This is a genomic window from Shinella lacus, assembly GCF_010994755.1.
Lineage (GTDB): Bacteria > Pseudomonadota > Alphaproteobacteria > Rhizobiales > Rhizobiaceae > Shinella > Shinella lacus.
Map to the genome: position 1 here is coordinate 18,338 of NZ_WHSB02000016.1, position 24,377 is coordinate 42,714.

At 63.4% G+C, this 24,377-nt stretch carries 26 protein-coding genes; 6 read left to right on the top strand and 20 right to left on the bottom strand.

What is annotated here, in order from left to right; genetic code table 11:
* Positions 1-138 precede the first annotated feature (138 nt).
* Complete coding sequence (locus tag GB927_RS28115; RefSeq protein WP_006472605.1) at positions 139-381, top strand: hypothetical protein; 243 nt, start codon at positions 139-141, stop codon at positions 379-381.
* A 91-nt stretch (positions 382-472) separates the two neighbouring features.
* Here GB927_RS28115 and GB927_RS28120 read toward each other — a convergent pair whose 3' ends face one another.
* Entirely contained in the window at positions 473-829 is a 357-nt protein-coding gene (locus tag GB927_RS28120) for a hypothetical protein (RefSeq protein WP_006472604.1), read from the bottom strand.
* A 208-nt stretch (positions 830-1,037) separates the two neighbouring features.
* Entirely contained in the window at positions 1,038-1,478 is a 441-nt protein-coding gene (locus GB927_RS28125; protein WP_006472603.1) for a hypothetical protein, read from the bottom strand.
* Positions 1,479-1,983: 505 nt separating this feature from the next.
* Here GB927_RS28125 and GB927_RS28130 point away from each other — a divergent pair.
* Positions 1,984-2,250, top strand: coding sequence for a WGR domain-containing protein (locus tag GB927_RS28130; protein WP_439655542.1), 267 nt, complete (start codon positions 1,984-1,986; stop codon positions 2,248-2,250).
* 100 nt (positions 2,251-2,350) lie between these two features.
* Here the strand turns inward: GB927_RS28130 and GB927_RS28135 are convergent, their stop codons facing one another.
* The 3 genes from GB927_RS28135 to GB927_RS28145 all read right to left on the bottom strand — a co-directional run bounded on the left by GB927_RS28135 (position 2,351) and on the right by GB927_RS28145 (position 4,381).
* The gene (locus GB927_RS28135) at positions 2,351-2,551 is read right to left on the bottom strand and encodes a hypothetical protein (protein ID WP_006472601.1); all 201 of its coding nucleotides are present in this window, start codon (positions 2,549-2,551) and stop codon (positions 2,351-2,353) included.
* A 261-nt stretch (positions 2,552-2,812) separates the two neighbouring features.
* Complete coding sequence (locus GB927_RS28140; protein ID WP_006472600.1) at positions 2,813-3,136, bottom strand: DUF736 domain-containing protein; 324 nt, start codon at positions 3,134-3,136, stop codon at positions 2,813-2,815.
* Positions 3,137-3,844: 708 nt separating this feature from the next.
* Positions 3,845-4,381, bottom strand: coding sequence for a hypothetical protein (locus GB927_RS28145; RefSeq protein ID WP_006472598.1), 537 nt, complete (start codon positions 4,379-4,381; stop codon positions 3,845-3,847).
* A 295-nt stretch (positions 4,382-4,676) separates the two neighbouring features.
* On the opposite strand from GB927_RS28145, the gene GB927_RS28150 reads away from it, so the two are divergent.
* Both GB927_RS28150 and GB927_RS28155 read left to right on the top strand, forming a co-directional pair.
* A complete protein-coding gene (locus GB927_RS28150; protein WP_256120543.1) occupies positions 4,677-4,934 on the top strand; it encodes a ribbon-helix-helix domain-containing protein in 258 nt (85 codons plus the stop codon).
* Entirely contained in the window at positions 4,934-5,305 is a 372-nt protein-coding gene (locus GB927_RS28155; RefSeq protein ID WP_256120544.1) for a type II toxin-antitoxin system RelE/ParE family toxin, read from the top strand. Before GB927_RS28150 ends, GB927_RS28155 begins: the two co-directional genes overlap by 1 nt.
* Positions 5,306-5,365: 60 nt before the next feature.
* On the opposite strand, the gene GB927_RS28160 is transcribed toward GB927_RS28155, so the two are convergent.
* From GB927_RS28160 to GB927_RS28215, 12 genes are all read right to left on the bottom strand, one after another.
* Positions 5,366-6,304: a DUF2493 domain-containing protein gene (locus GB927_RS28160; RefSeq protein ID WP_256120545.1), complete on the bottom strand. Its 939-nt coding sequence runs from the start codon at positions 6,302-6,304 to the stop codon at positions 5,366-5,368.
* A 326-nt stretch (positions 6,305-6,630) separates the two neighbouring features.
* Positions 6,631-7,665: a DUF7146 domain-containing protein gene (locus GB927_RS28165; protein ID WP_256120546.1), complete on the bottom strand. Its 1,035-nt coding sequence runs from the start codon at positions 7,663-7,665 to the stop codon at positions 6,631-6,633.
* 12 nt (positions 7,666-7,677) lie between these two features.
* Positions 7,678-12,150: a bifunctional class I SAM-dependent methyltransferase/DEAD/DEAH box helicase gene (locus tag GB927_RS28170; protein ID WP_256120547.1), complete on the bottom strand. Its 4,473-nt coding sequence runs from the start codon at positions 12,148-12,150 to the stop codon at positions 7,678-7,680.
* Positions 12,151-12,267: 117 nt separating this feature from the next.
* Entirely contained in the window at positions 12,268-12,579 is a 312-nt protein-coding gene (locus tag GB927_RS28175; RefSeq protein ID WP_256120548.1) for a hypothetical protein, read from the bottom strand.
* 559 nt (positions 12,580-13,138) lie between these two features.
* Positions 13,139-14,299, bottom strand: a complete 1,161-nt coding sequence (locus tag GB927_RS28180) for a hypothetical protein (protein WP_256120549.1) — start codon at positions 14,297-14,299, stop codon at positions 13,139-13,141.
* A gap of 257 nt (positions 14,300-14,556) precedes the next feature.
* On the bottom strand, positions 14,557-14,964 hold the full coding sequence (locus tag GB927_RS28185; RefSeq protein WP_256120550.1) for a hypothetical protein: 408 nt from the start codon (positions 14,962-14,964) through the stop codon (positions 14,557-14,559).
* Entirely contained in the window at positions 14,948-15,160 is a 213-nt protein-coding gene (locus GB927_RS28190) for a hypothetical protein (RefSeq protein ID WP_256120551.1), read from the bottom strand. The genes GB927_RS28185 and GB927_RS28190 overlap by 17 nt, the downstream gene beginning before the upstream one ends.
* A complete protein-coding gene (locus tag GB927_RS28195) occupies positions 15,153-15,935 on the bottom strand; it encodes an RsmD family RNA methyltransferase (protein ID WP_256120552.1) in 783 nt (260 codons plus the stop codon). The genes GB927_RS28190 and GB927_RS28195 overlap by 8 nt, the downstream gene beginning before the upstream one ends.
* Before the next feature lie 113 nt (positions 15,936-16,048).
* Positions 16,049-16,255 (bottom strand): hypothetical protein, encoded by a 207-nt coding sequence (locus GB927_RS28200; RefSeq protein WP_256120553.1) that lies wholly within the window; start codon positions 16,253-16,255, stop codon positions 16,049-16,051.
* Positions 16,252-17,391 carry a hypothetical protein gene (locus GB927_RS28205; RefSeq protein WP_256120554.1) on the bottom strand — a complete coding sequence of 380 codons (1,140 nt, stop codon included), beginning with the start codon at positions 17,389-17,391 and terminating at the stop codon, positions 16,252-16,254. Before GB927_RS28205 ends, GB927_RS28200 begins: the two co-directional genes overlap by 4 nt.
* 105 nt (positions 17,392-17,496) lie before the next feature.
* Positions 17,497-17,715 carry a hypothetical protein gene (locus GB927_RS28210; protein WP_256120555.1) on the bottom strand — a complete coding sequence of 73 codons (219 nt, stop codon included), beginning with the start codon at positions 17,713-17,715 and terminating at the stop codon, positions 17,497-17,499.
* A gap of 182 nt (positions 17,716-17,897) precedes the next feature.
* Positions 17,898-18,542 (bottom strand): DUF8835 domain-containing pootine, encoded by a 645-nt coding sequence (locus GB927_RS28215; protein WP_256120556.1) that lies wholly within the window; start codon positions 18,540-18,542, stop codon positions 17,898-17,900.
* Positions 18,543-18,854: 312 nt separating this feature from the next.
* On the opposite strand from GB927_RS28215, the gene GB927_RS28220 reads away from it, so the two are divergent.
* Both GB927_RS28220 and GB927_RS28225 read left to right on the top strand, forming a co-directional pair.
* Positions 18,855-20,045, top strand: a complete 1,191-nt coding sequence (locus tag GB927_RS28220) for a DUF1173 domain-containing protein (protein WP_256120557.1) — start codon at positions 18,855-18,857, stop codon at positions 20,043-20,045.
* 92 nt (positions 20,046-20,137) lie between these two features.
* Positions 20,138-20,347, top strand: coding sequence for a hypothetical protein (locus GB927_RS28225; RefSeq protein WP_256120558.1), 210 nt, complete (start codon positions 20,138-20,140; stop codon positions 20,345-20,347).
* A 29-nt stretch (positions 20,348-20,376) separates the two neighbouring features.
* Here GB927_RS28225 and GB927_RS28230 read toward each other — a convergent pair whose 3' ends face one another.
* From GB927_RS28230 to GB927_RS28240, 3 genes are all read right to left on the bottom strand, one after another.
* Complete coding sequence (locus GB927_RS28230) at positions 20,377-21,354, bottom strand: hypothetical protein (RefSeq protein ID WP_256120559.1); 978 nt, start codon at positions 21,352-21,354, stop codon at positions 20,377-20,379.
* 71 nt (positions 21,355-21,425) lie between these two features.
* A complete protein-coding gene (locus GB927_RS28235) occupies positions 21,426-23,093 on the bottom strand; it encodes an ATP-binding protein (RefSeq protein ID WP_256120560.1) in 1,668 nt (555 codons plus the stop codon).
* Between the two features lie 88 nt (positions 23,094-23,181).
* Positions 23,182-24,372: a DUF932 domain-containing protein gene (locus tag GB927_RS28240; protein ID WP_256120561.1), complete on the bottom strand. Its 1,191-nt coding sequence runs from the start codon at positions 24,370-24,372 to the stop codon at positions 23,182-23,184.
* Positions 24,373-24,377 lie beyond the last annotated feature (5 nt).

Here is a 24,377-nt window from a genome sequence, read left to right on the forward strand (position 1 = left end):
TTCGCAAGAACTTGGGGAGCCGATTGGACCAAAATCACTATGTTGCGACAGGAGGCTGCGTGCCTATTGGCAAGCGAAGGCACTGAGAAGGGAAGGACGGAATGTGCCTCTGAATGATTTCAGATCGAGAGGAATTTCATGGAACTGTTATTTACGCTTGGTGGTCTGATCGCGATTGCGAACGTGCTCTATCTTTTCATGTCACAGCGGGGAAAGCGTCTTTCGTGGCGCGTGAAGTGCCTGATCCTGAGCGTGCTTGTCGCATTATTGGCCGCGCTTTGGTGCATCGTCTACGGACCGGATTTGTGGGTATTGATCCAGGCGGGGATTCTGATCGTCGTGGGAACGGTCGCCAGCGTTCTGGCGGCGCGGAAAGGGTGACCAAAGGGAGAAGCCGCGATGCGCGCAGCGGGCACATCGCTCGGTCGGTCAGCGGCGTAGCGATCGCATCGGGCAGCCACGACGATGGGGCCTAGCGCGGCGGTTCGATCCAATCGACGAATTTCGAATAGCCGATAGAGACGCCGACAAAGCCGGCGGCCATCAGGAGGAAAACCCAAAATGGTATCCCGTTGGCCGCTTCCGGTTTCACGAAGGCGACGAAGGCGACCAGCGGCATGATGAGACCGCCGAGCATCAGCACGTCTACGACCGGCCGGAGCAGGCTGAGGACGGAATAGGCGAGGGACCAAGCGCAAAAGAAGATGCCGCGGGCGACTGCGACCGGCAGGGCAACTAGCGCCCGGGCGACATATCGCATCGGGCGAAAAAGCGGATTCCGCTCTTCGGGCCGTGCGTTCACATCGACAATGGCTGGTTCCTCGATCACGGCGACAACACCCTTGTTCTGGAAGGTCGCGCCATCATCGACAGACGGCGCATACTCTCGGATTTCAGTGAGTCTAGTCTCGGCGGGTGAGCGAGGCAACCAAAGATCGGCGCGCCCTATTGGAGAGAACCGTCATCACGTCGTAGCGAGGTGACGCGTTGCCGATTGCAAGAATGAAGGGAGGCGCGGACGCCTCCCTTCCTATTGTTCAGACGCGCGCGGCGATGAACTCAATGCCGGTCTCGCGCCGGATGCGGTCGAGGATCCCGCCGATTTCTCCCAGCTGCTCTGTGGGAATGACGGTGTAGTCCAGACCGACCCGGCAGGTTTCTCCCTCCGCGACGACATCCTCGTAAATCTCGTCGAGGATCGAGATCGGCCCGCTTTCCATCCACAGATGCTCGAAGGTCGTGCAGGTGTGGTAAATCTCGTACAGGAAATCGCCGTCCTCGGTTCCCTTGCCGGCGGCGAGCCGCATTTCCGTCTCGGCCTCCTCGTGAAGAGCGGCAACCGCTCTGTCGAGCTTCGCGGCAAGCGTGTCATGCAGGGCGGCCGCGAACGCGGCCGTGCATGCGGTGCGGCTCGCGAGAACTTCGTCGCGGAAGCCAGCGATGGTCGGGACGAGTGCGCGTGCGTTGAACGTCATCATGATATGTCTCCTTTCGTCTTCTGACGGAAGGTGTCCACGTTGTTGCCCGGCGGGGGTCAAGGACCGCGGAACGCGGCTTGCAAGCGGATAGGCTGATTTTCTGATGTCGCCTCTTGGGCGGCTGCAGAAAATCAGCCTATCCGCGCCGTCCTTGAGGCCCGTTGGGCTGGCGTATAGTTGGACGTCAGAAGAAGAACCCCCGCGCCCCTGGGGCGCGGTCCGCATCCGGCGACCAGCCGGGGGGAGATCGAGGGGAATCCCCTCGTGATGAAGCGGCCGGTCGATCCGGACGGTTCATCCTGCGAGATGTGGGCGTTACCCGCATGGGCGGAGACCGCTTGCGGGCTCCGTGAGCGTAGCGAATAGCACGCGGTCGGCCGCAGGCCGGCTCGCCCAAATCACCCGCTATCCTGAGTGACCAACCATCACGAAAATGAATCGGAGCATCGGGATCGATTCGAAACTGTCGTTGGACGCCGGAAGCTGGACCGGCGATTCTCCGACAATGCTCATCCAGCCCTATCACCTCTATGTCGAGCGCGTGGATCCTGACCGGAACATGGCACGGTTCTATACGCTCGCGATCGAACCAACCCTGTTCGGGACGCCGCGTCTGCTGCGTCGCTGGGGCAGAATCGGGACGCTGGGGCGGACAATGGTGCATCATTTCGAGCCGGAGGAAGATGCTGTCGCGCTGTTTCTCGACCTGCTTCGGGAGAGGCGTGCCCATGGATACCGGGCAAGACACACTGAGGCACTGAAGGGCGGGTGATCCTTGGTGAAGATGGCGACGTTAGGGTGAGGCGCAGCCTCGGGCCGAGGCGCCGGTCGATCCGGCGCGTCGGCCCCATCGTTCAAGGCAAAAGCCTCCCTCAGTGGGGAGGCTCGGCGTCTTCGGCGGCGATGAGCGCGGCCAGTTCGGCGCGGGCCTGTTCCAGCTCGGCCTCGATCTGGGCGCGCTCAGCCGGGTCGCAGTGGTTCGCTTCGCGGCGCAGTTCTTCGATGTGGTTTTCGAGGGTCATCGTCATCGTCGTCATCTCCTTGTTGATGTGAAAGATGACGGTGTCGGCCATGACGGAGCGGTGCGGGTCAAAACCCGCTTTAGCGGCTCGCGCGTGGGGGAGCCGATTTTTTTGTCGAGCCGCTTCAGCGGTTCGGCGGAAAAATTGGGGGTACCGCGCGGTTTTGACGCGCGCCGCTCCGTCATGGCAGACTTGGTCTTCTGAGCAGACAGACCTTCCTCTCGTGGGGCACCCTGACATGCGCGCCGGTTCGCGATCGTGGCTGGAAGCACGCGAGGAAGCCGGCCCCTTGCGGGGCCGGTTCGGTTCGGGTCACTCCGGGTTGTTCCAGAGGAGCACCTTCTTGCCTTCTTCGCCGCCGGGTGCGGGGGCCAGGTTCCCGAAGATGACGCCGATCTCGGGGGCCTCCATCCGGATCGAGACGTATTCTGCCCCGCTGCGCGGCGAGACCCGGTTCCAGCCCGCGCCGATCTCGAACCCGGTGCGCTTGTTGATGACGCGGTAGTCCGGGGCGTCCTCGCGGGACTTGTGGGCGTTGGGGAGGACGGCGATCGGGGCATTGACGCGGAGCGTGGCGAAGACGCCTTCCATCGAGCCGTCGGTCTTGGTGGTGAGGTTTGCGATCGTGGATGCCATGGTAGTTCTCCTTCGGTTCCATCGGGACCGTTCCCGATGGCGGCAAAGGAGAGGGCTGATCTGCTGCGGTCAGCTCGGCGGAAAATTTTGCAAAATTCGATTTGCCGCCAAAGCGGACAAACCGAAATCGAATTTTGCAAAAATTTCTGTCGAGTCTTACCCCTTCAGGGGTTGGCCGCAAAAGCAGGCAGTCCTCTACAAAGTCGGCATCAATGGGAACGGGCCGGGTGGAACCGGAGGCGATGCCTGCCGTGGCGTCCCGACTTGCAGGCTCTCCGCCAGCGCCCAGACCTGCTCGTGGATGCGCCTTTGCCTGTCGGTCTGCCGGCCATTGCCTTCGCCGCCCTTCCCGCACGGCCACCCCGCGAGGGCGCTCCGGGGTGCCGCCGTCATCGCAAGCGCCCGGCGTTCGACGGCGTGGGTTGGGACCAGGTTGAGACGTGCAGCGGGTCCGATATGCCGCGTCTCGTCCCGGATGGAGGTCTTCGAGACGGGCGTTATCTTCCGCATCGGTCCTGGCCGTCGCCCCGGCGGCGAAGAAGGCGAGAAGACGATCTTTCTGCGCACGACACCGGAGAGGCCGAGCGGACTGGTCCCGCAAGGGGCCGGCTTCCTGACGGGCGGCGGGAAGCCACGGGGACCATCGGCAAACGCCGGCGTGCTGTCGCCTGTTCGGCGGGCGGACACGCCACCCGCCGAACAGGCGTGTCATCTCCCCTTGGCGAGATCGCGTTCCTCGGCGGTCATTCGTGCCTCGATCCGCCCCACCAGATCCCGGCCGGCATTGCGCAGCATCTCATGCCAATCGGGAACGTTCCGAAGCGTGAACGTCGCGCTGCGCATCGTGTCGTAGACGACGCAGGGCGAGCCGGCTGCCGCAAGGCGCAGCATGTTGAGGCAGGTTCCCGGCGAAGCGCCATCCCAGACCATCAGTCCGTAATCGGCGCGCCGCGCCATCTCGCGGTCTTTTTCGGCATGAAAGGCGTAGCCATGCGCGCCGCCGGGCGCGGGCCGGTGATATGCCGCCCAGTCGCCCAGATTGTTGCGCGGCTCGCTGCCGGCATGGAAGACGCCGACATGCTCATAGCCATAGCCGGCGAGCAGGCTCTGCGCCTCCGCATCGGCTCCGGGCGCGTCGCCGACCAGCACGCCATGCTCGGCGGCGATCATCGCGCCGATGCGCGCTATCACCGGTTCCGGCAGTTCGAATATGTCGCGTGATCCGCCTACGAATATCATCGCCATGGTCGCTCTCCTTTTTCCACCAACAGCCCTCCCCCTCCTGGCCTAACTCTTCCCTCTAGGCGACCGCATCGTCTCGAAGGAGCGGAACGGCGAAGCCGTTCCGCGGGCCGGCAGATGGTCGGGCCGGCCTTCGGCCGGCGCTTGCTGCGCGGGGAGATAGCGGGAACCGACCGTGCCAGTCGTCTGATGAGGATCGTGGCCAACGCCGGCAGCGCCAGCCCGATGTCAAATATTGACATTGAGGTCCCGGTGCGGGAAAATCCGCCTCGACAATTCCAACCGGGAGGGCGCGGCGATGACCAGCAGCCTGCATGTGAGTTTGCCCGATGAAATGCGCGCCTTCGTCGATATGCGCGCAAACGGCAAGAACCAATACACGACGCCGAGTGAATATGTGCGCGCGCTGATCCGCGAGGACATGGCGCGCGAGGAAGACCGCCGATATGCGGTCCGCTCCTTGCTGAAGGCGGAGGAAGAGTTCCGGCGCGGGGAGATGCTGCCCCTGTCCGACCTGGACGCCGTCGACGCGGAACTGGACGAAGAGCTGCGTTAGTGGCTCCCCGCATCCTTATCCTGCCGACGGCGTTGGAAAACTACCGCCTCGCGATCCGCGAGACGGCGCGCATCTGGTCGCCGCAGCAGGCGAAAGCCTATGGACGCCTGCTTCGGAAAGGCTTCGAGGAGATTCCCGAAGCCTATGCCCGCGTGCGTAGGAAGAAGGACGAGCGGGTGGGCCATTCCCTGTTCCGCCTCCACAAGATCGAGCATCACTATGCTGCCTATATCGTTGTGGACGACGCGACTTTTGTCGTCGCCGCTGTTCTCCACGAACGGATGGACATTCCCGCGCAGCTGCGCACCGTCGAACGATTGACCGACCGCGAATATGAGAGCCTGATGGGGCATCCTCGCCCGAAGCGCTAGGGACGCTTCGACGCCGGGCTGAACGCCCGGCGGAAAAGAGCCTGAAGAGAGAAAGGGCGCTCACGCGCCCTCTCCTTTCAGTTCCCAGACGGTGATGCCGAAGCGGCGGGCCTTGTCGCGCAGGTTTTCGGTGATGCCGGAGCCAGGGAAGACGATGACGCCTGCCGGCATCACGGAGAGCATCTCGTCGTTGCGACGGAACGGAGCAGCTTTCGCGTGCTTGCTCCAGTTCGGCTTAAAGGCGACCTGCGTCACGCCGCGGGATTCGGCCCAGCACGCTGCGATGCGTTCAGCGCCCTTCGGCGAGCCGCCGTGCAGCAGCACCATGTCGGCGTGCTTGGCGAGCGCCTTGTCGAGGGCGGCCCAGATCCGCTCGTGATCGTTGTAGTCCAGGCCGCCTCCGAAGGCGATCTTGGTGCCGGCCGGGATCAGAACCTCGGTCTCGGCGCGCCGGCGGGCAGAAAGGAAGTCTCTGGAGTCGATCATCGCCGCGGTCATGTTGGCGTGATTGACCTTGGAGCCGGTTCGCGGCCGCCATGTCGAGCCGGTCTGGGCCTCGAAGAGGTCACTGGCGAAATCGCGCATGAACTCGAAGGCGTTGCGGCGCTCGAGGAGCGAGATGCCCTCCATGATATGGCGTTCGAGCTCGACGCTTTTCACCTCCGATCCATCCTGCTCCCGCTGTCCGTTGCGCTGGGAGTCCTCGTTGCGCTGAAGCTCGCGCTGGATGCGCTCGCCGGCACGGTGGAAGAGATTGACGGTCGACCAGAGCATGTCTTCGAGATCGGGTTCCAGGCGCGTGTCGCCGAGCATCTCGAACATGGCGTCGAACATCGCGGTCAGCGCGGACTGGACGACCGGCTCCTCCGGCAGGGGGCGCGGGTCCGGCTCGTCCTGGAAGGGACGATAACCGTAGACCTGCATCTCGTAGATGATGCGGTCGGTCGGGGACGAGGCGTGGGGTTCGGCAGCGGCATCGATGGGAAGCAGGACGTTCATGATAGTCTCCGTCGGTTGGGGCCGCGCCTCTCGCGGCCTGACGGCGATCCCTTCCATCCGGCGAGCGGGCCGGAACCGCGGCGCTCGCGCCGCGGCCCAGCGCAGCGCCGGGCCGCCGGGGACAGGTTTTTTGCTTCGCGAGGAGCGCCGGCTCCGCCGGCGCGGGGAAAAAACTTGGGGCCCCGGCGGTTGGAGGCCCGAACGCCGGATGGTAAGGGTCGCCTCTCGGCAGGCCCGCGGGCGGGCGCTCCTCCGTGCGGCGACCGGCATGCCCTGCCCTCCCCTCTGACGCTCCCGCCCCGCCGCATCTCCCCATCACCGCCTCATCACGACGGCAGGAAGACGGTAGCGTCCTCCGGGGCGAGCTGTGCGCGGAGACTGGCGATGAGCCGGCTCGGGTCCAGCCGCAGATCGTCGTTGAAGTCGCCGAGTTCCGGAGCGAGCACCAGCGGCAGGATCCCGCGAGCCTGCGCTCGGCGGCTCAGTCGCTCGATGCCGTTGCGGCCAGCTGCATCCGCGTCCGCGGCGATGTAGAGGCGCACGCATTCAGGCGGCAGCTCGAAGGCCGCGAGGTGATTGGCCGTCAGCGCCGAGACCATTGGCATGGCGGGCATGACGTGCGACAGCGACAGGATGCTTTCGAGACCTTCGCCGGCCGCCATGACAGGCACGGGACCGCAGACAGGAAAGGCGAAGCGGACCGCATTGCCGAGCAGACCGCCAAGCGCGCGGCGCGGATCCTCGACCTGTGCCTTGCCGCAACCGTCGGGATCGAGCCAGGTGCGATGCACGCCGGTGATCGTGCCGCCGGGATCGGTCACGGCTGCGATCAGCGCGGGAAAACTCGTCGTCCGGCCTGACACGAGATCGCGATAGTAGCAGCACGGATGATAGCGAAGCGACGGATGCAGGGATGCCCGCACGATGCCCCGCTGCCGCAGATAGCTGTCCGCCAAAGTCCCCGCCAGCGGCTGCGACATGCGAAACAGGCGCTGCGCGCGCTCGTCTGCCGGTCTGTCGACCGGCGGATCGGTTCGGGCGTCGTCCCTGCGGGACGCCGCCGGATCGGGACGGGGCTCGTTAAGGAAACGCCGAGCTTCGTCGGCAACGTCGCGGAAATCGACCAGCCCGCAGGTCTCGCGCACGAGATCGAGCAGGTCCCCATACTCGGCCGTGGCTCCGTCGGCCCACCGGCCGGCGCGCGGGCCGGTGAGGTGGACATAGAGCGACTTGCCCTTGCTGTTGGCGGTATCGCCGACGATCCAGTAGTTGCCGGCCCTGCGGCCGGCGGAGAGATAATGCCGGCAGACCGCCTCGGCATCGCGCGCGAGACGGTTCGCCAGTTCGGAGGCCGAGAGCATAGCGGTCCTCCTTCAGTGCCGGCTGACGACATCGAGCAAGCGATGACGCTGCATCAGGCGCGAAAGGATCGCAGCGCCTTCATCGGTGACCGGAATGAAGAAGCGCAGCTTCCATGCGATCATCTCCGAAAACAGCCCGATGGAGCGTAACCAGTCACGCATGCCGTCCGTAAAGCCGGTCAATTCGACGCGATTGTCACTCATGACCCGGACGCGGCGCAACGTCATCTCACCGGCAAGGCTGATGATGGAGGAGCCATCGACCACCGATCTCCACGCCTGCTCCGGGTCGAGCACCTCGCTCCGGTCGATCCCGAAATTGTTGCACAGCCGTGAAAGGCCGGCAGGCGCGATCACGCGGCCGACGATGCGCTCGCCATCGTCGGTTTGCAGGCGATAGACCCGGCAATAATCTTGCGGCAGCAGCTTCCAGATCGGCAGCAGCAGGCCCGAGACGACATGCAACGTCGAGGTCGAGAATTCCGGCACATTGGCAACCTCAGCATTCCAGGCAGCGGCGAACACCTGTTCGTCCGCTTCCTCCCAGTTCGTCTCCTCAAGCTGGCGGACCTCGAAGCGCAGTTCGTCCATCGGCCGGATCAGGGCGACGCGCGGCTGCACGGAGCCGTCGTCGAGCATGATGGAGCGCGTCGGCGCCATGACCGCGGCGCGATCGGACTTTCCGTTGATCATCAGCTTCGCGCGCGGATCTCGCGCTACCAGATGAAGGGCATCCTCAAGGAGCATCGGCCGGTTGCGGTCCATGCGCTCGATGGTCAGCAGGTGCGACTGCGCGCCCGTGACCGGATGAGTGTAGACCAGCTTGCGATGCTTCAGCGTCATGCGATCGGCCGTCAGCGTCTCCAGGCCCTTGTCGTAGACGCCGGCGGCAATCGCGCCCTCGATGCGGGCTGCCAGCAGTTCCTCGAAGGACTCGAACAGCACGTTTTGCATGGTGATGGTCAGCGCCAGCATGCGATTGAGGAAGGTGTGAATCGGCGGCAATTCATCCTTCAGTCCCCCTTCCTCGTCGCAGAGTGAGAGGCCCGTGATCGTCTCGAAGGTTTCCAGCGAGCAGCCGGCGACCGCGCCGCTATGGACGCGCTTGTAGAATTGCCTGAGCGCATCGCGGGCGTATTGGGATTCGAGATTGTCCTCGCTGCGGAACATGCCCTGCCCGCCGGTCTGGCGCTGGCCACGGGTGATCGCGCCGAGCGTGTCGAGCCGCCGGGCGATCGTCGACAGGAAGCGGCGCTCGGCCTTCACGTCGGTCGCGACCATCCGGAAGCGCGGCGGCTGGGCCTGGTTGGTGCGATGGCTGCGCCCGAGGCCCTGGATCGCGACATCGGCGCGCCAGCCGGCTTCGAGGAGGTTGTGCAGGCGCTGGCGCTGGTTCTTCGCGCCGAGATCGGCATGATAGGAACGCCCGGTTCCACCGGCTTCCGAAAAGATCAGGATCGGTTTCTGGTCGTCCATGAACGCGCGCGTCTCGTCGAGATTGGCGCTGCCCGGCCGGCTCTCGACGGCGAAGCGTGCAAAGGCACCGTCACCATCCCGGCGAACGATACGACGGGAGCGCCCGGTGATCTCGGCAACCTTGTCCGCCCCGAAATGCTGGACGATCTGGTCGAGCGCGGCCGGGATCGCCGGCAGGCTACCGAGTTTTTCCAGCAATTCGTCACGGCGGGCGACGGCCTCGCGGCACAAGACCGGATTGCCGTCGCCGTCATAGGCAGGTCGGGAAAGCAGATTGCCCTCGTTGTCCGAATATTCCTCGAAGAGCTGGGTCGGGAACGAGTTCATCAGGTACTCCGCGACGATCTCGCGCGGGGTCACGTCGACCTGGATGTCGTTCCATTCCTCTGTCGGGATTTCCGCAAGCCGGCGTTCGGTTATCGACTGTCCCGTCGAAATCAGCTGGACGATGGCGGCGTGGCCCTCCGCCACGTCCTCGTTGATCGTGCCGATCAGCGTCGGGGTCTTCATGCTCGTCAAAAGATGATTGAAGAAACGCTGCTTCGTGCTCTCGAAGGCGGAACGCGCCGCGGCTTTGGCGTTTTTGTTGAGCGTTCCAGTCGCCGAGGTGATGCTGCAGGCTTCCAGCGCCTGGTCCAGCCGATTGTGGATGACCTGGTAGGCTTCGGCATAGGAGTCGTAGATGCGGACCTGCTCCTCGGTCAGCGCATGTTCGAGGATCTCGTATTCGACGCCCTCGAACGACAACGAGCGAGAGGCATAAAGCCCCATCGCCTTGAGGTCGCGGGCGAGCACCTCCATGGTCGCGACGCCGCCATCCTCGACGGCGGCAATGAACTCGCTGCGCGTGGCGAAGGGGAAGTCGGCGCTGCCCCAAAGACCGAGCCGTTCCGCATAGGCGAGCGACTCGACCTCGGATGCACCCGTCGCCGAGACATAGACGACGCGTGCATCGGGCAAGGCGCGCTGAAGGCGAAGGCCGGCGCGGCCCTGCTGCGAGGCCGCCTTGTCGCCACGGTCGGTTTTTCCGCCCGCGGCATTGGCCATGGCATGGCCTTCGTCGAAGACGATGACGCCGTCGAAGATCCTGGCTTCATCGACTGTGCCCCCTTTATCCTCGCCCTCGCAGAGCCAGTCGACGATCTGCTGGACGCGCGACCGCTTGCCCTCGCGCTCGTCGCTGCGGAGCGTTGCGAAGGTCACGAACAGGATGCCCTCGTCCAGCTTGATCGGCTTGCCCTGCCGGAAGCGCGACAGGGGCGTGACCAGCAGCTTCTCCTGGCCGAGCGCGCTCCAGTCGCGCTGGGCATCTTCGATCAAGGTCTCGGATTTCGAGATCCAGACGTGCCGCCGGCGGCCCTTCAGCCAATTGTCGAGAATGATGCCCGCGGCCTGCCGACCCTTCCCGGCTCCCGTGCCGTCGCCCAAAAACCATCCTCGACGATATCGCACCGCGCCTTCGGTTTCAGGGCTTACGGCTGTGAGATTGTCGAAGGAGGCATCGACTTTCCAAAAGCCGGCGAGATGGCCCGAATGGGCTTCGCCGGCATAGATCACACTTTCGAGCTGGGCGTCCGAAAGATCGCCGGTGATGATCACATTCTTGGGGAGGTGCGGCCGATAGCTGGGCTTGGGCGGCGCGACCGACGCCATGGCGACGGACTCGACCAGCTTGTCGGGATGCGGCCTGGCGTCCGGAATGCGGATCGCCCGGAGCTCATAGGGTTCGTAGATGCCATCGGCGACATCCAGCCTCGTCGACGTCGGCGTATCGCGTAGCTCGTAGGCGAGTTCGACGATCTCGTCATGGACGGGCGCGGGGGTCAATGACGCCCGGTTCGGTGCGCTGGGAGAGAGCGCGGGGCGCGACCGCAATCCGGCCACCGCGGCGGGGCGCAGTGTCTCGGCGGCCTTGCGCGCGGCCATCTTCGCGGCGCAGGCGCGCAGAATGCCGTTGGAGAGCGCGCCGATGGAGTTCGATGCGGTCGTCGGAGAGCGCGGTGGCAGGCCCGAGATCCAGGACAGCAATGTGGTGAGGTTGGGTGCGACACCCATGCTTGCGACCAGCTTCGTCGGCTCGGCAGCCGCAATCTTGTCGATGACCGTCAGCCGGGTTTCCATCGTCGTGCCGTGACGGGCAAAGATGCTGCCTGCGATCCCGGCGCTGAACACGACCGTACCGCGCTCCTGCAAGCGAACGAAGGCGTCACGCCACTTCGGATTATCGGGAGAAAGGCTGGAGCCGGTGATGGCAACCAGGCGGCCGCCGGGCGCGAGGCGGGCGAAAGCCGAGGTGAGATGCCGCCACGCCGCATCGGCCATGCGCCCCTCCACATGCACGCCGGCCGAGAACGGCGGGTTCATCAGCACGACGGTGGGACGGGCGACGCGATCGAGATAGTCGTCGAGATGGGCCGCGTCGTGGTGCGTGACCGGTGTTCCGGGAAACAGATGTTCGAGGAGGGAATGACGGACCGGCGCATATTCGTTGAGAACGAGGCGCGCGTGGGAGAGTTCGCCGAAGATCGCCATGAGGCCGGTCCCGGCGGACGGCTCAAGCAGGACGTCGTCCGCCATGATGGAGGCGGCCCTTGCTGCGACATAGGCGAGTTCGACGGGCGTGGAAAACTGCTGGAGCCTCTGGGTTTCCTCGGATCGGCGCGTGTGCGTCGGGTTGAGCGACGCGAGCCTGGTCAGGATGGAAAGGGCCGCCTCCGGCGTATTCGTCCGTGCGGATATGGCCGAGCCGAATTTGCGAAGGAAGAGCACCTGAGCGACTTCGGTCGCCTCGTAGGCGTCTTTCCACGACCAAAATCCCTCGGCGTCCGAGCCGCCGGATTCCGTGGTGAGGACGGCGCGCAGGTGGGCCGATGTGATGGACTGGCCCGCTTCGAGAAGGGGCAGGAGCGCACCCCCGGCTGCAAAGATGTTGCTGGCGCGGCTGCGTTGTTCGGGCAAGCGGGGCGCGATGGCAAACGGGTTCGTGGCAAAGGAGGACCGAGCGTTCATGGGAAACCTCATCGAGAGCGGGAAAGAGCCGACCGCCGGGCGCTCTCCAGGCCCGCCAGGTCACCCCTTCCCGGCCCCTCTCTCCCTCTCGGCGGCATGGGCGGCGGCGCCCGGCCCTCAGCCGGGCGCGACCTTGAGGTTTCCGAATGCCGCAACGCCTCCGACCGAGACTTCGTGCAGGACAGCCTTGCCGCCTGCAGCAATCCACGCTGCGGCTTCGACGGCGGACAGTTGCTGGACATGGACGAGGTTGCGTTCGGCGCAGAGGCGCTGGCGATCGAAGGCGTCAGGGTCCTCGAAGGCGTAGAGTGTGTCGCCCGGACCGTCCCAATAGACGATGGCGAAACACACGGGCGCGACCACTTCGGAGCGGAAATTCAAAAAGACCGGCGCGGCGATGGGTGGGCAGGCGATGGCTGAAAGGCTCATGTTGCTCTCCTGAAAATGCAGAAAGGCCCGGCGCTCCTTGCGGAGCACCGGGCCTGGTTGGGAGGGAGGAAGGTGAATTGCGGGCAGTCGCCTACGGCTGCCAGAATGCGACAGAGTCGACGCGGGTGATCGCCAGAATGGGCTTGGCGCAGGCTGGCGACGGTTGCTCCGCGGTCCACCGGGATGTAATGAACCGCCGGTCCGTCAGCGTTCGCGAATTGATCATCGCCGCTTGAACGGCGCCGGAAAGCTGTCGAGCTCCAGGCGCGTCGCGAGTGTCGTCGAGATAGAATGTTTCGCCGGGTCGGAGCGTCAAAGGCTTTGACACCAGCGATCCCTCCTTAAGCCTACTCTTTCTAACGGTCCTTTTCATCGGATTCCTCCTTCTGGCAATAAGGTCACGCACGGGTCCGCACGGCATGCCGCGGCGGATACCGTGTTTGATCGATCGGATAGAACTTCTGGAAATGCGGCTGGATCACCGCTATCGGGACACCCGCGCATCATTGAGGTTCAGCTGCGCAAGCGAGAAACGCGGTCCAATGGCCGGATTGGCCGCCTAGCTATGCGTGTAGCCGTCGGCCTCTATACACAACCACATCCCGCACCAGGGGAGTGCAACGGCTCCGTCGGCAGCGGTGACGGGAATGGCAAGCTTCCTGAAAGCGCGATAGGAAAGGCCCTGATCGGCCTGTTGCCATTTCAGATGAATGGCGCGGCGTTGCTCCTTCGTGATGGGAAACACGCGATGTCCTCCTCTGTTGTGGGCGCATCGGCGCCCATGATGTTCAAACTGAGCACAGTCATTCCACGAGTTCGATTTCATCGGTGTCGAAGCCTTGGAGTTCCTCCGGGTCGAGGAGTGCGGGATCGAGATCTCATCCGTGCGTGCCGCTAAGATCGGCAGCCGCTGCTTATGAATTACGAGGCGCTGCATCTTCGGAAGCCCTGCTGCATCATCTGAGGCGCGGTCTGCGGATGTCAATATGCCATCCTGCTCGAGGAGCTCGGCCGAGGGATCGACGGGATCTTCGGTCCCGATCAGACGCCAAAGAGCGCGCGCCGCGGCCGTGTCGCACTGCGGCTCGCCAGTGTCGATTCCGATGTCATAATATTCGGCCGAGGATCGATCAAACAGAGTGCCCATGCGATCATAGACCTCCGATATCCTTTCGATATCGGAGAGCTCGGTTGGAACCGTCTTGGCGATGTGAGCGTCGGCGAGCGCAGACAATGCGGCCTGGGTGCGCAAAAGGCGGTGGCCATCAACCCAGGCTAGGGCTGCATAGAACCGCCGTTTCGGCGTGCTGGTCGAGCGTTCCGCCAGGTTGGTGTCAATCTCGAACCGCATATCCTCCGCCAGGGCGCGTAGTTTCGCGGCAATGGGAGGAACCGGCTCGTGGGCAGAATCGGCTTCCTCCGCGTCGTCCGGACCTACGGGCTCGGCAAAGCGTTCGGCCGCGGCACGATCCATGAATGCGAAACCGCCCGGCGCGTTTTCCCAGGGACGGGAGTACCATCCCCCCTGCTTGCGCGCCTGATTTCGGAGTGCGCGGTATTCGGCCTGATCGATTCGGTCGTCAACAACGCAAATGAAGATCGGGATGCCCCTCGACGTGTGCACATGCTCCGCGATGGTGAAGCGAGGGGCCGCCCTCGCACCGTACACAGGCGCGCCGACCACGTTTTCGACGCGGGCGGAATTGGTTTTGTTCTGCATCATGCTTCTCCATTAGTGCAGGCGTCTGCGCCGCCGGGCGCTATGTGCCCGGCGGCAGAGCAGGTCGGTGTTGACGTGATGAGAGAGCGGGATCTGCTATATGAAATCAGGCGACGCAGGCGCGGTCTCGACGGATTGTTTCAGGAAGGACAGGGTTCTCGTGCGCTCCCGAAATGTGGAGAGGCCCGGCGCTCCTTTCGGAGGACCGGACCTGACAGGGAAAATGAAGATGAGGTGCGGGCGGCGGCCCGCTGCCGTCAGGCTTTCGCAGACGGACCTGTGTCGATGAAAACCTCGTCGCGATTGGCTTCGAGCAGCATCAGGATGCGGCCGCCGACCGCGACGCATTCATTGATCCAGCAATGGTCAGCGGCGGAATGCCGGCCGAACCGCTTCGCCGGAACATAGATGATCGTGAAATGCGGATATTCACGACCATCCTGCCCGCGATGGATGGTCGGGCCTTCGACCGCGACGACGATGCCGCCCGTCCCATACGATGTGCGAACAGGCATGCCCGGCTGCACCAGAGCCGGGAGATCGGGCGCGCAGGGCGGCGTCAGGCGATATCGCCCGGGGTCATGTGCGCCGAGCTCGGCCGAGTAGAGCGAATGGGCAAGATGCAAGCCGGGCTGGCCGGGACGGGGTTTACGCCGATTTTGCATCGTGGCCTTCCTTTCGGTTTCTGGTGGCGTTGCGGTACGGCGGGTCGTTCGAAACCTCGCCATCACGCAGAGGATCGAGGAAATTCGGAGATCCGAATCCCTTGTCGAAAAGCTGCTGCGCTTCGTCAGCATCCTCGGCGAGAACTTGCAGGGTCCCTTCGATGCGCCAGTCGATCAACCAGAGTTTCTTAGGCATATCCACCTCCCGCCGTCAGGGTGAGCATGCAGGTATTGACCGTCGTTCCCGACGAACGGAAAGAGCCGTCCGGAAGTGGTTCGATGGCTCCGCCGTTGTCGGCGACGAGATCGCAAAACGCTGCCGTCAGCTTGTTGGTTCTGAACAGCACACCGGCGGACATGATCGCGACCAGCCGGCCATTGGGCTTGAGGAACCTGAAAGCATGCATGACGTGACGGATGTCGTCCTGCCCGGCGAAGGGCGGGTTCATGACGACGCGGTCATAGGAAGCATCGGGCTGGATACGGAGGAAATCGGCCTGTTGCCCAGTGCAGAATGATGCCGCCGGCATGTGGAGATCTGCGATCCTGAGCGCCAGGCGAGCGCATCGCGTTGCGTCGATCTCGATTGTATGGACCTGTCCGCCGGCGGCGATTGCTTCCACGGCGATGTTCCCGAGCCCGGCGCTCGGTTCGAGGACCCGCATCTGCGGCCTGATGTCGGCGCGGTCGACCACATCGCCGGCAAGGGGTTGAGGCGTATCGAACTGGCCGAAGTCCTGTTTGGTGCGGGAATATTCGCCGGTAAGCAGGATCGGATCCAGCGCTTCGGCGGCATCCCCTTCGAAAATATGGGCCTTCGCGGAGCGGTTCCATTTTCCACCGGCGGCCTGAAGGACCTTGTCGATCTCGACATAGAGCTTGTGATCGAGCTGGTCGACCAAGGATACCTTCGAGCCTTCGACGACGGCAGCGCCGAGAATCCTGAGTACGTTTGTCGCGATCTGCGGCATTGTGAAATTCCTTTTTTGTGGAGGGGAAAGCGAAGACGCCCGACCGCATCGGGGGAGAATCCGGCACCAGACAGGTGAGGCGTCGCGGTCGCCGGCGAGGGCGATACCTCGGGCTACGAGACGTCAAAGGCGGAAGGCGTTGGCAAGTTCGCGGCGTCGGTTCGATGCTCTGCGAGCATCGAGCGGTAAAAGCGCTTGCGCGCGAAGCGGAAGGCAGGGTCATGCCGAATTCCGCGATCGATCTGGCAGGCAGCGGCGCGCACAACGGTGCGCCAGTTCGCATCCGCACGAAGCCGAAGGCGCGGATAGGGGAGGATCATTCATGGCGGTGGTCCGTGGAGCGCGCGGAGGTGAGCCCGACCGGCTGTGCGCTCTCTCCAACCTTCAGCCGGGCCGACCGGCCCGCCGCCCCCCTCTCTCTCGGCCCGCCAGCCGCCCCGCCCGCCGCCCCGTCATCCGGCATAGCGTGCCCACAATGCGCGCTGGCGGATGCCAGAAAGCGAGCGCGGTTGGCGTCGCCCCGCCGAACATGGAAATCGTCATCGACGACGCCGTTGACACGCGCCCACTGGTTCCATGAAAAATTGCGCCCCAGCCCGACCGTGGTGTTCGAACTGGGGAAGCGGTCGGCGTTGCGCACGAGGTCCTCCCAGGACGCGCCGAACTCGATCTCATCGAACCGGCTATGCTTGCCGGTCAGCGCGTTGCGCTCAAGAAACAGCGCCTGCTCTAGAAGGTCCGGATGATGTGCGGCAAGCCAGAAAAGCTCCCAGATTTTGCTCGCCGGGCAGAAGAAGCAGGCCGACTTGATCGGCACAAATTCGGGGCCGAGAACCTCTGTGATGACGTCGATGCAATCCTCCCGCGACCACCCAAGGATCTGTAGAGGATATGCGAAGTCGAAATCGGCATCGGCCGCCGGGAGATTGCGTGAACGGCGCATGTCGGCGCGGCCGCAGTCATAGCCGATCAGCTTGACGATCCGCTTTCCTGTCTGCCGCGCCTCGATCCAGATCGGGTGCGGTGGCGCGGCGTTCGGGCCGGATCGCGATCCCTTCAACGCCTGATCCTGCGGCTTCTGCTTCCATTTTATCGAGCAGCTTTTCATGCCGAAGGCCAACGACGGCAGGGTCTCGTTTACGATGCAGTTGCCGTAGAGGTTGTCGTAGCCGGTCGATGCGAGAGGCACCTTCCGGCAGACGATGATCGGCGGCCAGCCCCATTCGGCCAGGATTGCGCCGATCCGGTCGAGATGGGCCATGGTTTCGGGCTTTTCGGCGGCAACGTCTGCGAAGGTGATGACGTGCGGCCGGAGGCCTGCGAGACGCAGGGCGATCAGCATTGCCGTCGAATCCACCCCGGCCCCAAAGCATACTGCGAGCAGGCGTCCGCTCAGCGCGCGCAAAAGGCGTTGCCGCCCGGCGGCTCGGAGCCGCGGGGTTTCGTGGGTCAACATTGTGGGAGTCCGTTCAAAATTCAGTGGGGCCGCGGGGCGCGTCGTTCGGGCGACGGGAGCGTCGGCCAGCGTGCATCACGGGCACAGCCGACACGGCGGAATCTGTCAGGCGTAGCTGACGTTTGCCTCGGGATATTTCAGGAGGAACGCATCGACAGCTGCCTCAGCCTCCTCGGTGGTGGCCAGATCCACCGCCTCGTCGAGAAGGTCGCCATCCTCCGCCTGAACGGCTACGTCCCAGAATTCCGGGAAAAACGGATGCTCGGCGGTTTCCGCAGAACCGTCCGGTAGATTTCGCATCGGGAAAACCGTGATGTCGGTCATCGTTGAATCCTTTCATGAAAAGTATGAACGGCGGGATATCCGGTCGCGGACATGACGCCGGTGGCAGATGCCACCGACTTTGTCACGGGAAGGCGCGCTCTCTTTACCTCAGCCGGGCCGCCCGGCCCGTAGCCGCCCTCTCCCTCGCGTCCGGATCTAGGGGGAGGAGCGCCGCCGTCGGATTAGCCGAACCGACGACCGGACGCAGTGAAGGTGTAGGCATTGGCCACGATGGTCTCGTCGACCATTTCGTCCGAGTTCAGCGCGTTGTATTCGCTTTCGAGCTGACGGTAGAGCCAACGGGCGAGATCCCGCAGAGCCTCGATGACCGTATCCTCGGCGTCAGCGGTCATGTCCTGATAGTTGAGACTTTCCCTCGTGACAGAGATCGCCATGCAATACTCGTGATAGTAGTTCCCGCAATGGCTGACATCGGCCCGAAGCTGGTAGAAGTTGCGGCGCTGGATCGCCCGCAGGCCGTCGGCAATCCCGTGCAGCGTCGTATCCTTCGGCGCATAGTCCCGGATCGCCCGGGGCGAGCCCTTTCGATAGGAGTAGAGTGCCTGGAAAGACGCACCGTCTCCTTGAGACCAGAAGCCCGTGAAGTGTATTCTTGGCTCATCCCGTGTGCCGCCGCCAACAAGATGGACCGGCGACGTTTTAAGGCGAACGCCAAGGCATTCGCATATTCGGCCGAAATCCTCGAAGACAAACTCGTACCACTCGTAGTCAAAGCCGCCCTCGCGGTACCAGGTGCGAGCTTCCTCCTTCGCTTTTTCCGACAATTCCTCGAATTTGTAGACCATGGTTTCAATGACTTCGGGCATACGAACCTCCTGAATTGCAAAAGCCCGGCGCGGGGCCGGGCTCAAGGGGAATGGACAATGCCGGCGATTGCCGGCGGCTGGAATGGATGGCGGTCCATAGGGGGCAGCGGAGAAACGTGCCTCAGGCGTGAGCAGCCGCGCGCCACATCGCCAATCTCCTTTCCGCAGTGCGCTCGTGCTTGCGGGAAATCGCGCTGCGCCCATTATTCGGCCGGTCAGATAAGCCGACGGTCGACGTTTTACTATACGTATTTTTGATAGTATAACGCCACCACGCCGCGCAGGGTTGGGACTGAGATGGAGAGAGCGACAGTGCGAACATTCACGATCGGCGATGAGGTGTTCTCGGAAAATTCCCCGGAATTCCGGGCGCTTCTTCCGCGTGCCCATGAAGAGCGGCTCCGCCCGATGTGCATGTGCAGGCAGCCGGCTGTTGCGATGTACATCGCCCGAATGGACGACCAGTATCTTGTAAAACGCATGCCACTATCCGGACGCGAGCACGACCCGGCCTGCCCTTCCTACGAACCGCCATACGAGCTTTCCGGCCTCGGGCCGCTCATCGGCAGCGCTATCCAGATCGACGCCAGCGGCAAAGCCGATCTGAAGCTCGATTTCTCCCTGACGAAACGGGGTCCGCGCACCGCGGCCGGTACGGCGGCGGAACAGTCGGAGCCAGCTATTCGCAGCGAGCCGCGCAAGCTGTCGCTCAAGGCGATGCTTCATTATCTCTGGGAGGCCGGCGAACTGACCGAATGGCGTTCCGTCTGGGCGGGTCGGCGCGGCTGGGGCCGCGTGCGCACCAGCGTAATCAACGCGGCGTCGCAGATGACGGCGAGAGGTGGACCGCTCAGCGACATGCTGTATGTGCCGGAGGTCTATCAGGCAGACGACAAGGACGGCATCGCCACCCGGCGCGCCACGGCGCTGAAACCCGTACAGGCCGCAGGTTCGGGGCCGCGCAAGCTGATGATGATCGTCGCCGAGGTGAAGGAGTTCTCTCCGGCCCGCGAGGGACAGAGGATCGTGATGCGGCACATGCCCTTCCCCCTGATGATCGAGGATGGCGCGTGGCGGCGGCTGGCGGCCCGCTACGAAACCGAACTCGAACTGTGGCGTTCCAGCGAGGCGTTCCATCTGGTCGTCATCGCCACCTTCGGCATCTCGACCTCCGGCATCGCGTCGGTCGAAGAAGTCGCTTTGATGGTGGTGAACGAGCACTGGCTACCCTTCGAGGACATCAACGAATTGCGCCTGCTGGAAAAGCTCAGCCACCTGAAGCGGAAGAGCGTGAAAGGCCTGCGCTTCAACCTTCCGCGCGACGCGCCGATCGTGTCGGTGACGCTACCCGAGCAGAAGCCCGCGCCGGTGGCGATGTTCATCGTGCCGGCGAGTGCCGGCGACGAATACGAGCATGCGCTTGCCGACATGATCGAGACGAGACCGGAGATCACACCTTGGATCTGGCGGGTCGGCGATGGCGAGATCCCCCGAATTCCCTGATCGTGGACTTCCCTGCGTAGGCCGTTGACAGGTTGCCGCGAATAAGAACAGCTGCCGGGAGACAGTCATCTGCCACATTCAGCCGGAGCATCATGAAGCCTGAGAAAAAGCCGTTCGTCGTCGAGTTCAAGAATCGGCGACGCCTCTCCCGGAAAGAAACGTCGATCTGGGGGCGCATCGACCTGAAGGCCGCCAGCGACGTGGTCGAGGTCGAAGAGATGGGCACCGAAGCTGCTTCGATGGCCCACGGCCAGTCGCCGGAATCCGAGGCGACACTGACCCCTGCCGGAATCAGCGCCTGATCGCGTCATAGACTGACGAAAACCGTGCATCAGGATTTTCGGGCGATGAGGTTCTCGCTGGCGAGTGCTTCGGCCGCAACGTCCCGTCGGCGGCCGGCGACCGACGCCATGACGGTTTCGAGAAATTCCTCGGGTTCGCCATCCCGATATGGCCCGTATTCGGACCAGTCCAAAGCACCTACGACAGCGGGAATGAAATCGAAATCGAAGGTAAATCCGCCCTCCTCCAATGCATCCGAGAGATCGGTGTACGCTTGCTCTGCAAGAGATACGATCGCCAGGACATGACTCCGCATCGCCAGCCAGCCGGTCGCATCCCACAATTCGGACATCCGGATAACACCATGGGGAACCGGACGGCGATCCTCGTGAAGGCCACGGAAATAGAGCATGGCCTCCCAGATGCAGAGAGCCGTCTCCATCTCGCCAACGGTAAATGAACGAGGGGCGACGACTGGAAAACCGTCTGGCAGCGCAGGCAGCGAGACCGGCGGCACGAGCGCACGATCCTGCAAACGAAACCGCTTCAGCAGCTCCTCGCTTGTCGCATGATGGATGCCTTTACCGGTGATGAGCGAAACGCTGGCCCCGTAGGTCTCCAGCCGCTGTGAAGGATGATTCATCCATTGGATCACCGTGACCTCCGGCAGGCTCGGCGAGCGCGCAACAATATCATGCACGATGAATGGCCACGGAAACTCGTTTAGATCGATTTCGGCAGCGACATCATTACCATCAGGCGAGGTTGGCAACAGCGCGAGAATGCGGCTGCCGATGAAGGCATTGAGTGCGCTGTCTGCCTGTGGCGCCGACGCTCCAAAGGCGTCAAGAAGCGCCTGCCGTTTCATATTGATCGGGTTGATCGGGCCGACGTCGGTGAACAGGACAAGCCCGGCTTCGGTCTCGCTGCATTCGAGAACGTGGGTCAGCACGAGCTTTTCGAGCGGCGTGATATCGGCAAGCGGAATTGGCGGATAGGTGTAAATTCGGGTTTCGAGATTGTTCATGGGACTGCCTTTCAGTCGGTACGACAAACCCGGCGCGATGGCCGGGTTGATGGGTGTTTTTTGATTGGGGGCTAGGTCGCCGCGTGCGGCTCGGGCGACCCACCGACAGGTGGGGAAAGACCTTCGACCGAGATCTTTCGATGCTCGATCCTGATCAGAATCGCGTCTTCGCGAGGCACGCGCCAAACCAGTTCGCGTTCGACGACACGCACGATCGCATTGAGGTCGGCAGCGTGCGCCGTTTCCAGCAAGGCGATGCTCAGATCCTCCGCCTCGTCGGAGAACCATCGCTTCTGGTCTTCGTAGGAGCCGGCTTCCGCATCGTCCGCGGGAGAATAGAGAGCATCGACAAGGAAGGTGGTCAGATTTGACGGCGTGATAGACGACTGCATGGTGACGAGGATCTCCGCCTCGTCCAGGGAACCGTAATCTACCCCTTGAACGATCAGGTCGGTGTCCAGCACCCACTCCGTCTTTTCTGCGCCCGAAACGTCCAGAACCAGTTCGAGGCGATCCGGCCGCCCGTTTGCGGCGAACAGATCGAAGGGCTCTTTTTCTTCGACCGCGCCGCCAACTTCCATCTTGTAGGATCTGATCTGAATCCAACGTAGCCCGTCGTACCAGCTGTATCCGCTAAACGCGCTGTGAGGCTCGAAGAGCTGGGGAGGACGGTCCAGTCGCGCGATTGCGCGGGCAAACGTCTGCTCTTCGAGCGGACCCTCGCCTTCGAAGACAAGCGCCCCTGCCTCGACCGGCTCGGGCACGAGAACAACAATCCGGTCCGTATCCGCGCACGAAGGCGTAAATGGTCGCAGGAGTGGGACGGCCTCTTTCAGGTCGATGCCAAGAGTCCGGCCGAAGTGATAGTCCTTGAACTTCAAGCTGTGCGCACCGCCGACCGCGACCATGCGAAAATATAGGCGCGTGATCTCTTTCATGAGAGCGGCATACATCGCATCGCGCACAACGTCCTTGCGGGCCGGAAGCACGAGCTTCAGGTGGGCACAATCGACCACATCGATGCGTGCGAAATAGCTCCGATGCCAGGATTGCTGAAGCTCCGGCAAGGGAATTTTCAGCGTCACGCCATGGAAATTGACGTTCTCATCGTGGTAGCGGGAGAGGTCCCGACCAAACACGCCGATCCGGATTCCTTGCCATTCCTCGGTATGATCCGCGCCGTCGAGGAAGTCCGAGGATGGCATTTCCTCGCCGTTGAAGATGACGGGGATAGGGAAAAAGCGAGCGGCGCGGCGGACCGCACCCGCAAAATGCTCACCCTTCTTTTCCGGGAAGATCACCGTCAACCCATGATGCCCCTCTGGACCGGCATCGACCGTGACCGGTTCCTTGCCGTGAAAGGCATCCGGTGTCGCCGCGATCGCCCAGGTCTGGTCCGTGCCTTTCTGGCCGGCGACAATCTTCGCTCCGCGATTGGCGAGAGAAAAGAAGCCCATGCCGGCGGCGTCTTCAGACTGGGACAAAGCCTTCGACCATTCGCTCTTTCCAAGAGAAAAGAGCGAGCGGGGATCGTCGAGGCCCGCGCCGTCATCGGCGATGCGGATTGCCGGCCCGAGCCGCGGATCCTCAATCTGGTCGATCAAGACCTTCGCGGCGCCAGCGCGCCGTGCGTTCTGGAGCAGTTCGTTGAGGATATCGTCGATCGAGGCGTTGAAAAGGCGGCCGACCTTTTCGATCGCCTCCGCGGCGACCTGTGCGTGAAAGGAAAAGCTGGTCATTGCAAATTCTCCAGAATGGCGAACGCCCGGCACGGTGGCCGGGCGCTGATGGGATAGAGGGGGGAGTGTGTGCGGGAGCGGAACGTGGTCAGGCCGCGCTTTCGAGCAGCTTGCGCGCTTTCCCCTCCAGTTCCAGGCGCGTGTCCTGATGCGCTTTTCCGCGCGCGAGGGCGGTGATGCCCTGCACGAAATCGAAAATGGATTCCGGCGGGCGCCCTTCCTCGGCAAGCACCGTGTCGATGATCTTGCCGGTTTCCGCCTTCGAGAAACCACGCTTGCGCAGGAAACTGGACCGGTCCTCTTCGTTGCGGGCGACGATCTTCTCGCGCGCACCTCGGATGCCGTTGATAAACGGCGCGGGCGATGAGTTCGCGAAATTCATCAGCGCCGGGGCGGCCTCGTGCGCGAAGCGCTTTGCGGCGAACTTCGAGTGCCGAATGGTGATTTCCTCGAAATTTTCGCAGCCCCAAAGGTTGCGATTCATGCACACAGCCCGCAGGTAGAAGCTCGCGATTCCGAGGGTTTTCGAGCCGACCTCCGAGTTCCAGGCATAGAAGCCGCGGAAGTAAAGGTCCGGCTCGCCGTTCGGCAGGCGGCCCGCCTCAATGGGGTGCGTGTCGTCCACCAAGAACAGGAAGACGTCCCTGTCGCTGGCATAGAGCGTCGTCGTATCCTTGGTGACGTCGACGAAAGGATTGTGGGTCATGGTCGACCAGTCGAGGACGCCAGGCACCTTCCAGATCGTGTCGCCGGTCCCGTTCCCGGCGATGCTCATCACCGCCGCAACGAGTTCCTTATCCCAGATACGACCGTATTCGGGGCCGGTCACCGCGCGCAACTCGACGCGACCGTCGTCCATTTCCAAGGTCTTGACCAGTTCCGCGCTGTGGTTCAGCAGCCCATGTTGGAGATTGATCGCAGCAAGCGGCGCGGGAAGCTGGCGCATGTAGCTCGCCGGCGCGCCGACAAGGCTGCACAATTGGCCGTAGCTCCAATGGGTCGGTGCCAGCGGCACGCGGCTGCCGGGAACCACAAGGGAAAGGCGCTCGGCGTTGTCGCGCGTCGCCTCGACGCGGATCTCTGCGCTTTCGACAGTGCGTACACGGGCGCGTTCCGTGCGCTCGCTGACCGCGCGATGGAGGTCGGAGAGCGAGAGATAACGCTCGTCGTCCGGGCGAGAGAACCATTCGGACGATACCCGGCCGATGCGTTCGCCGCGCGAGATGTCGACCTTGAAGCCGGAGGATACGGCGGGCGGGGTGGAAATCATGGTGTTCATAAGTC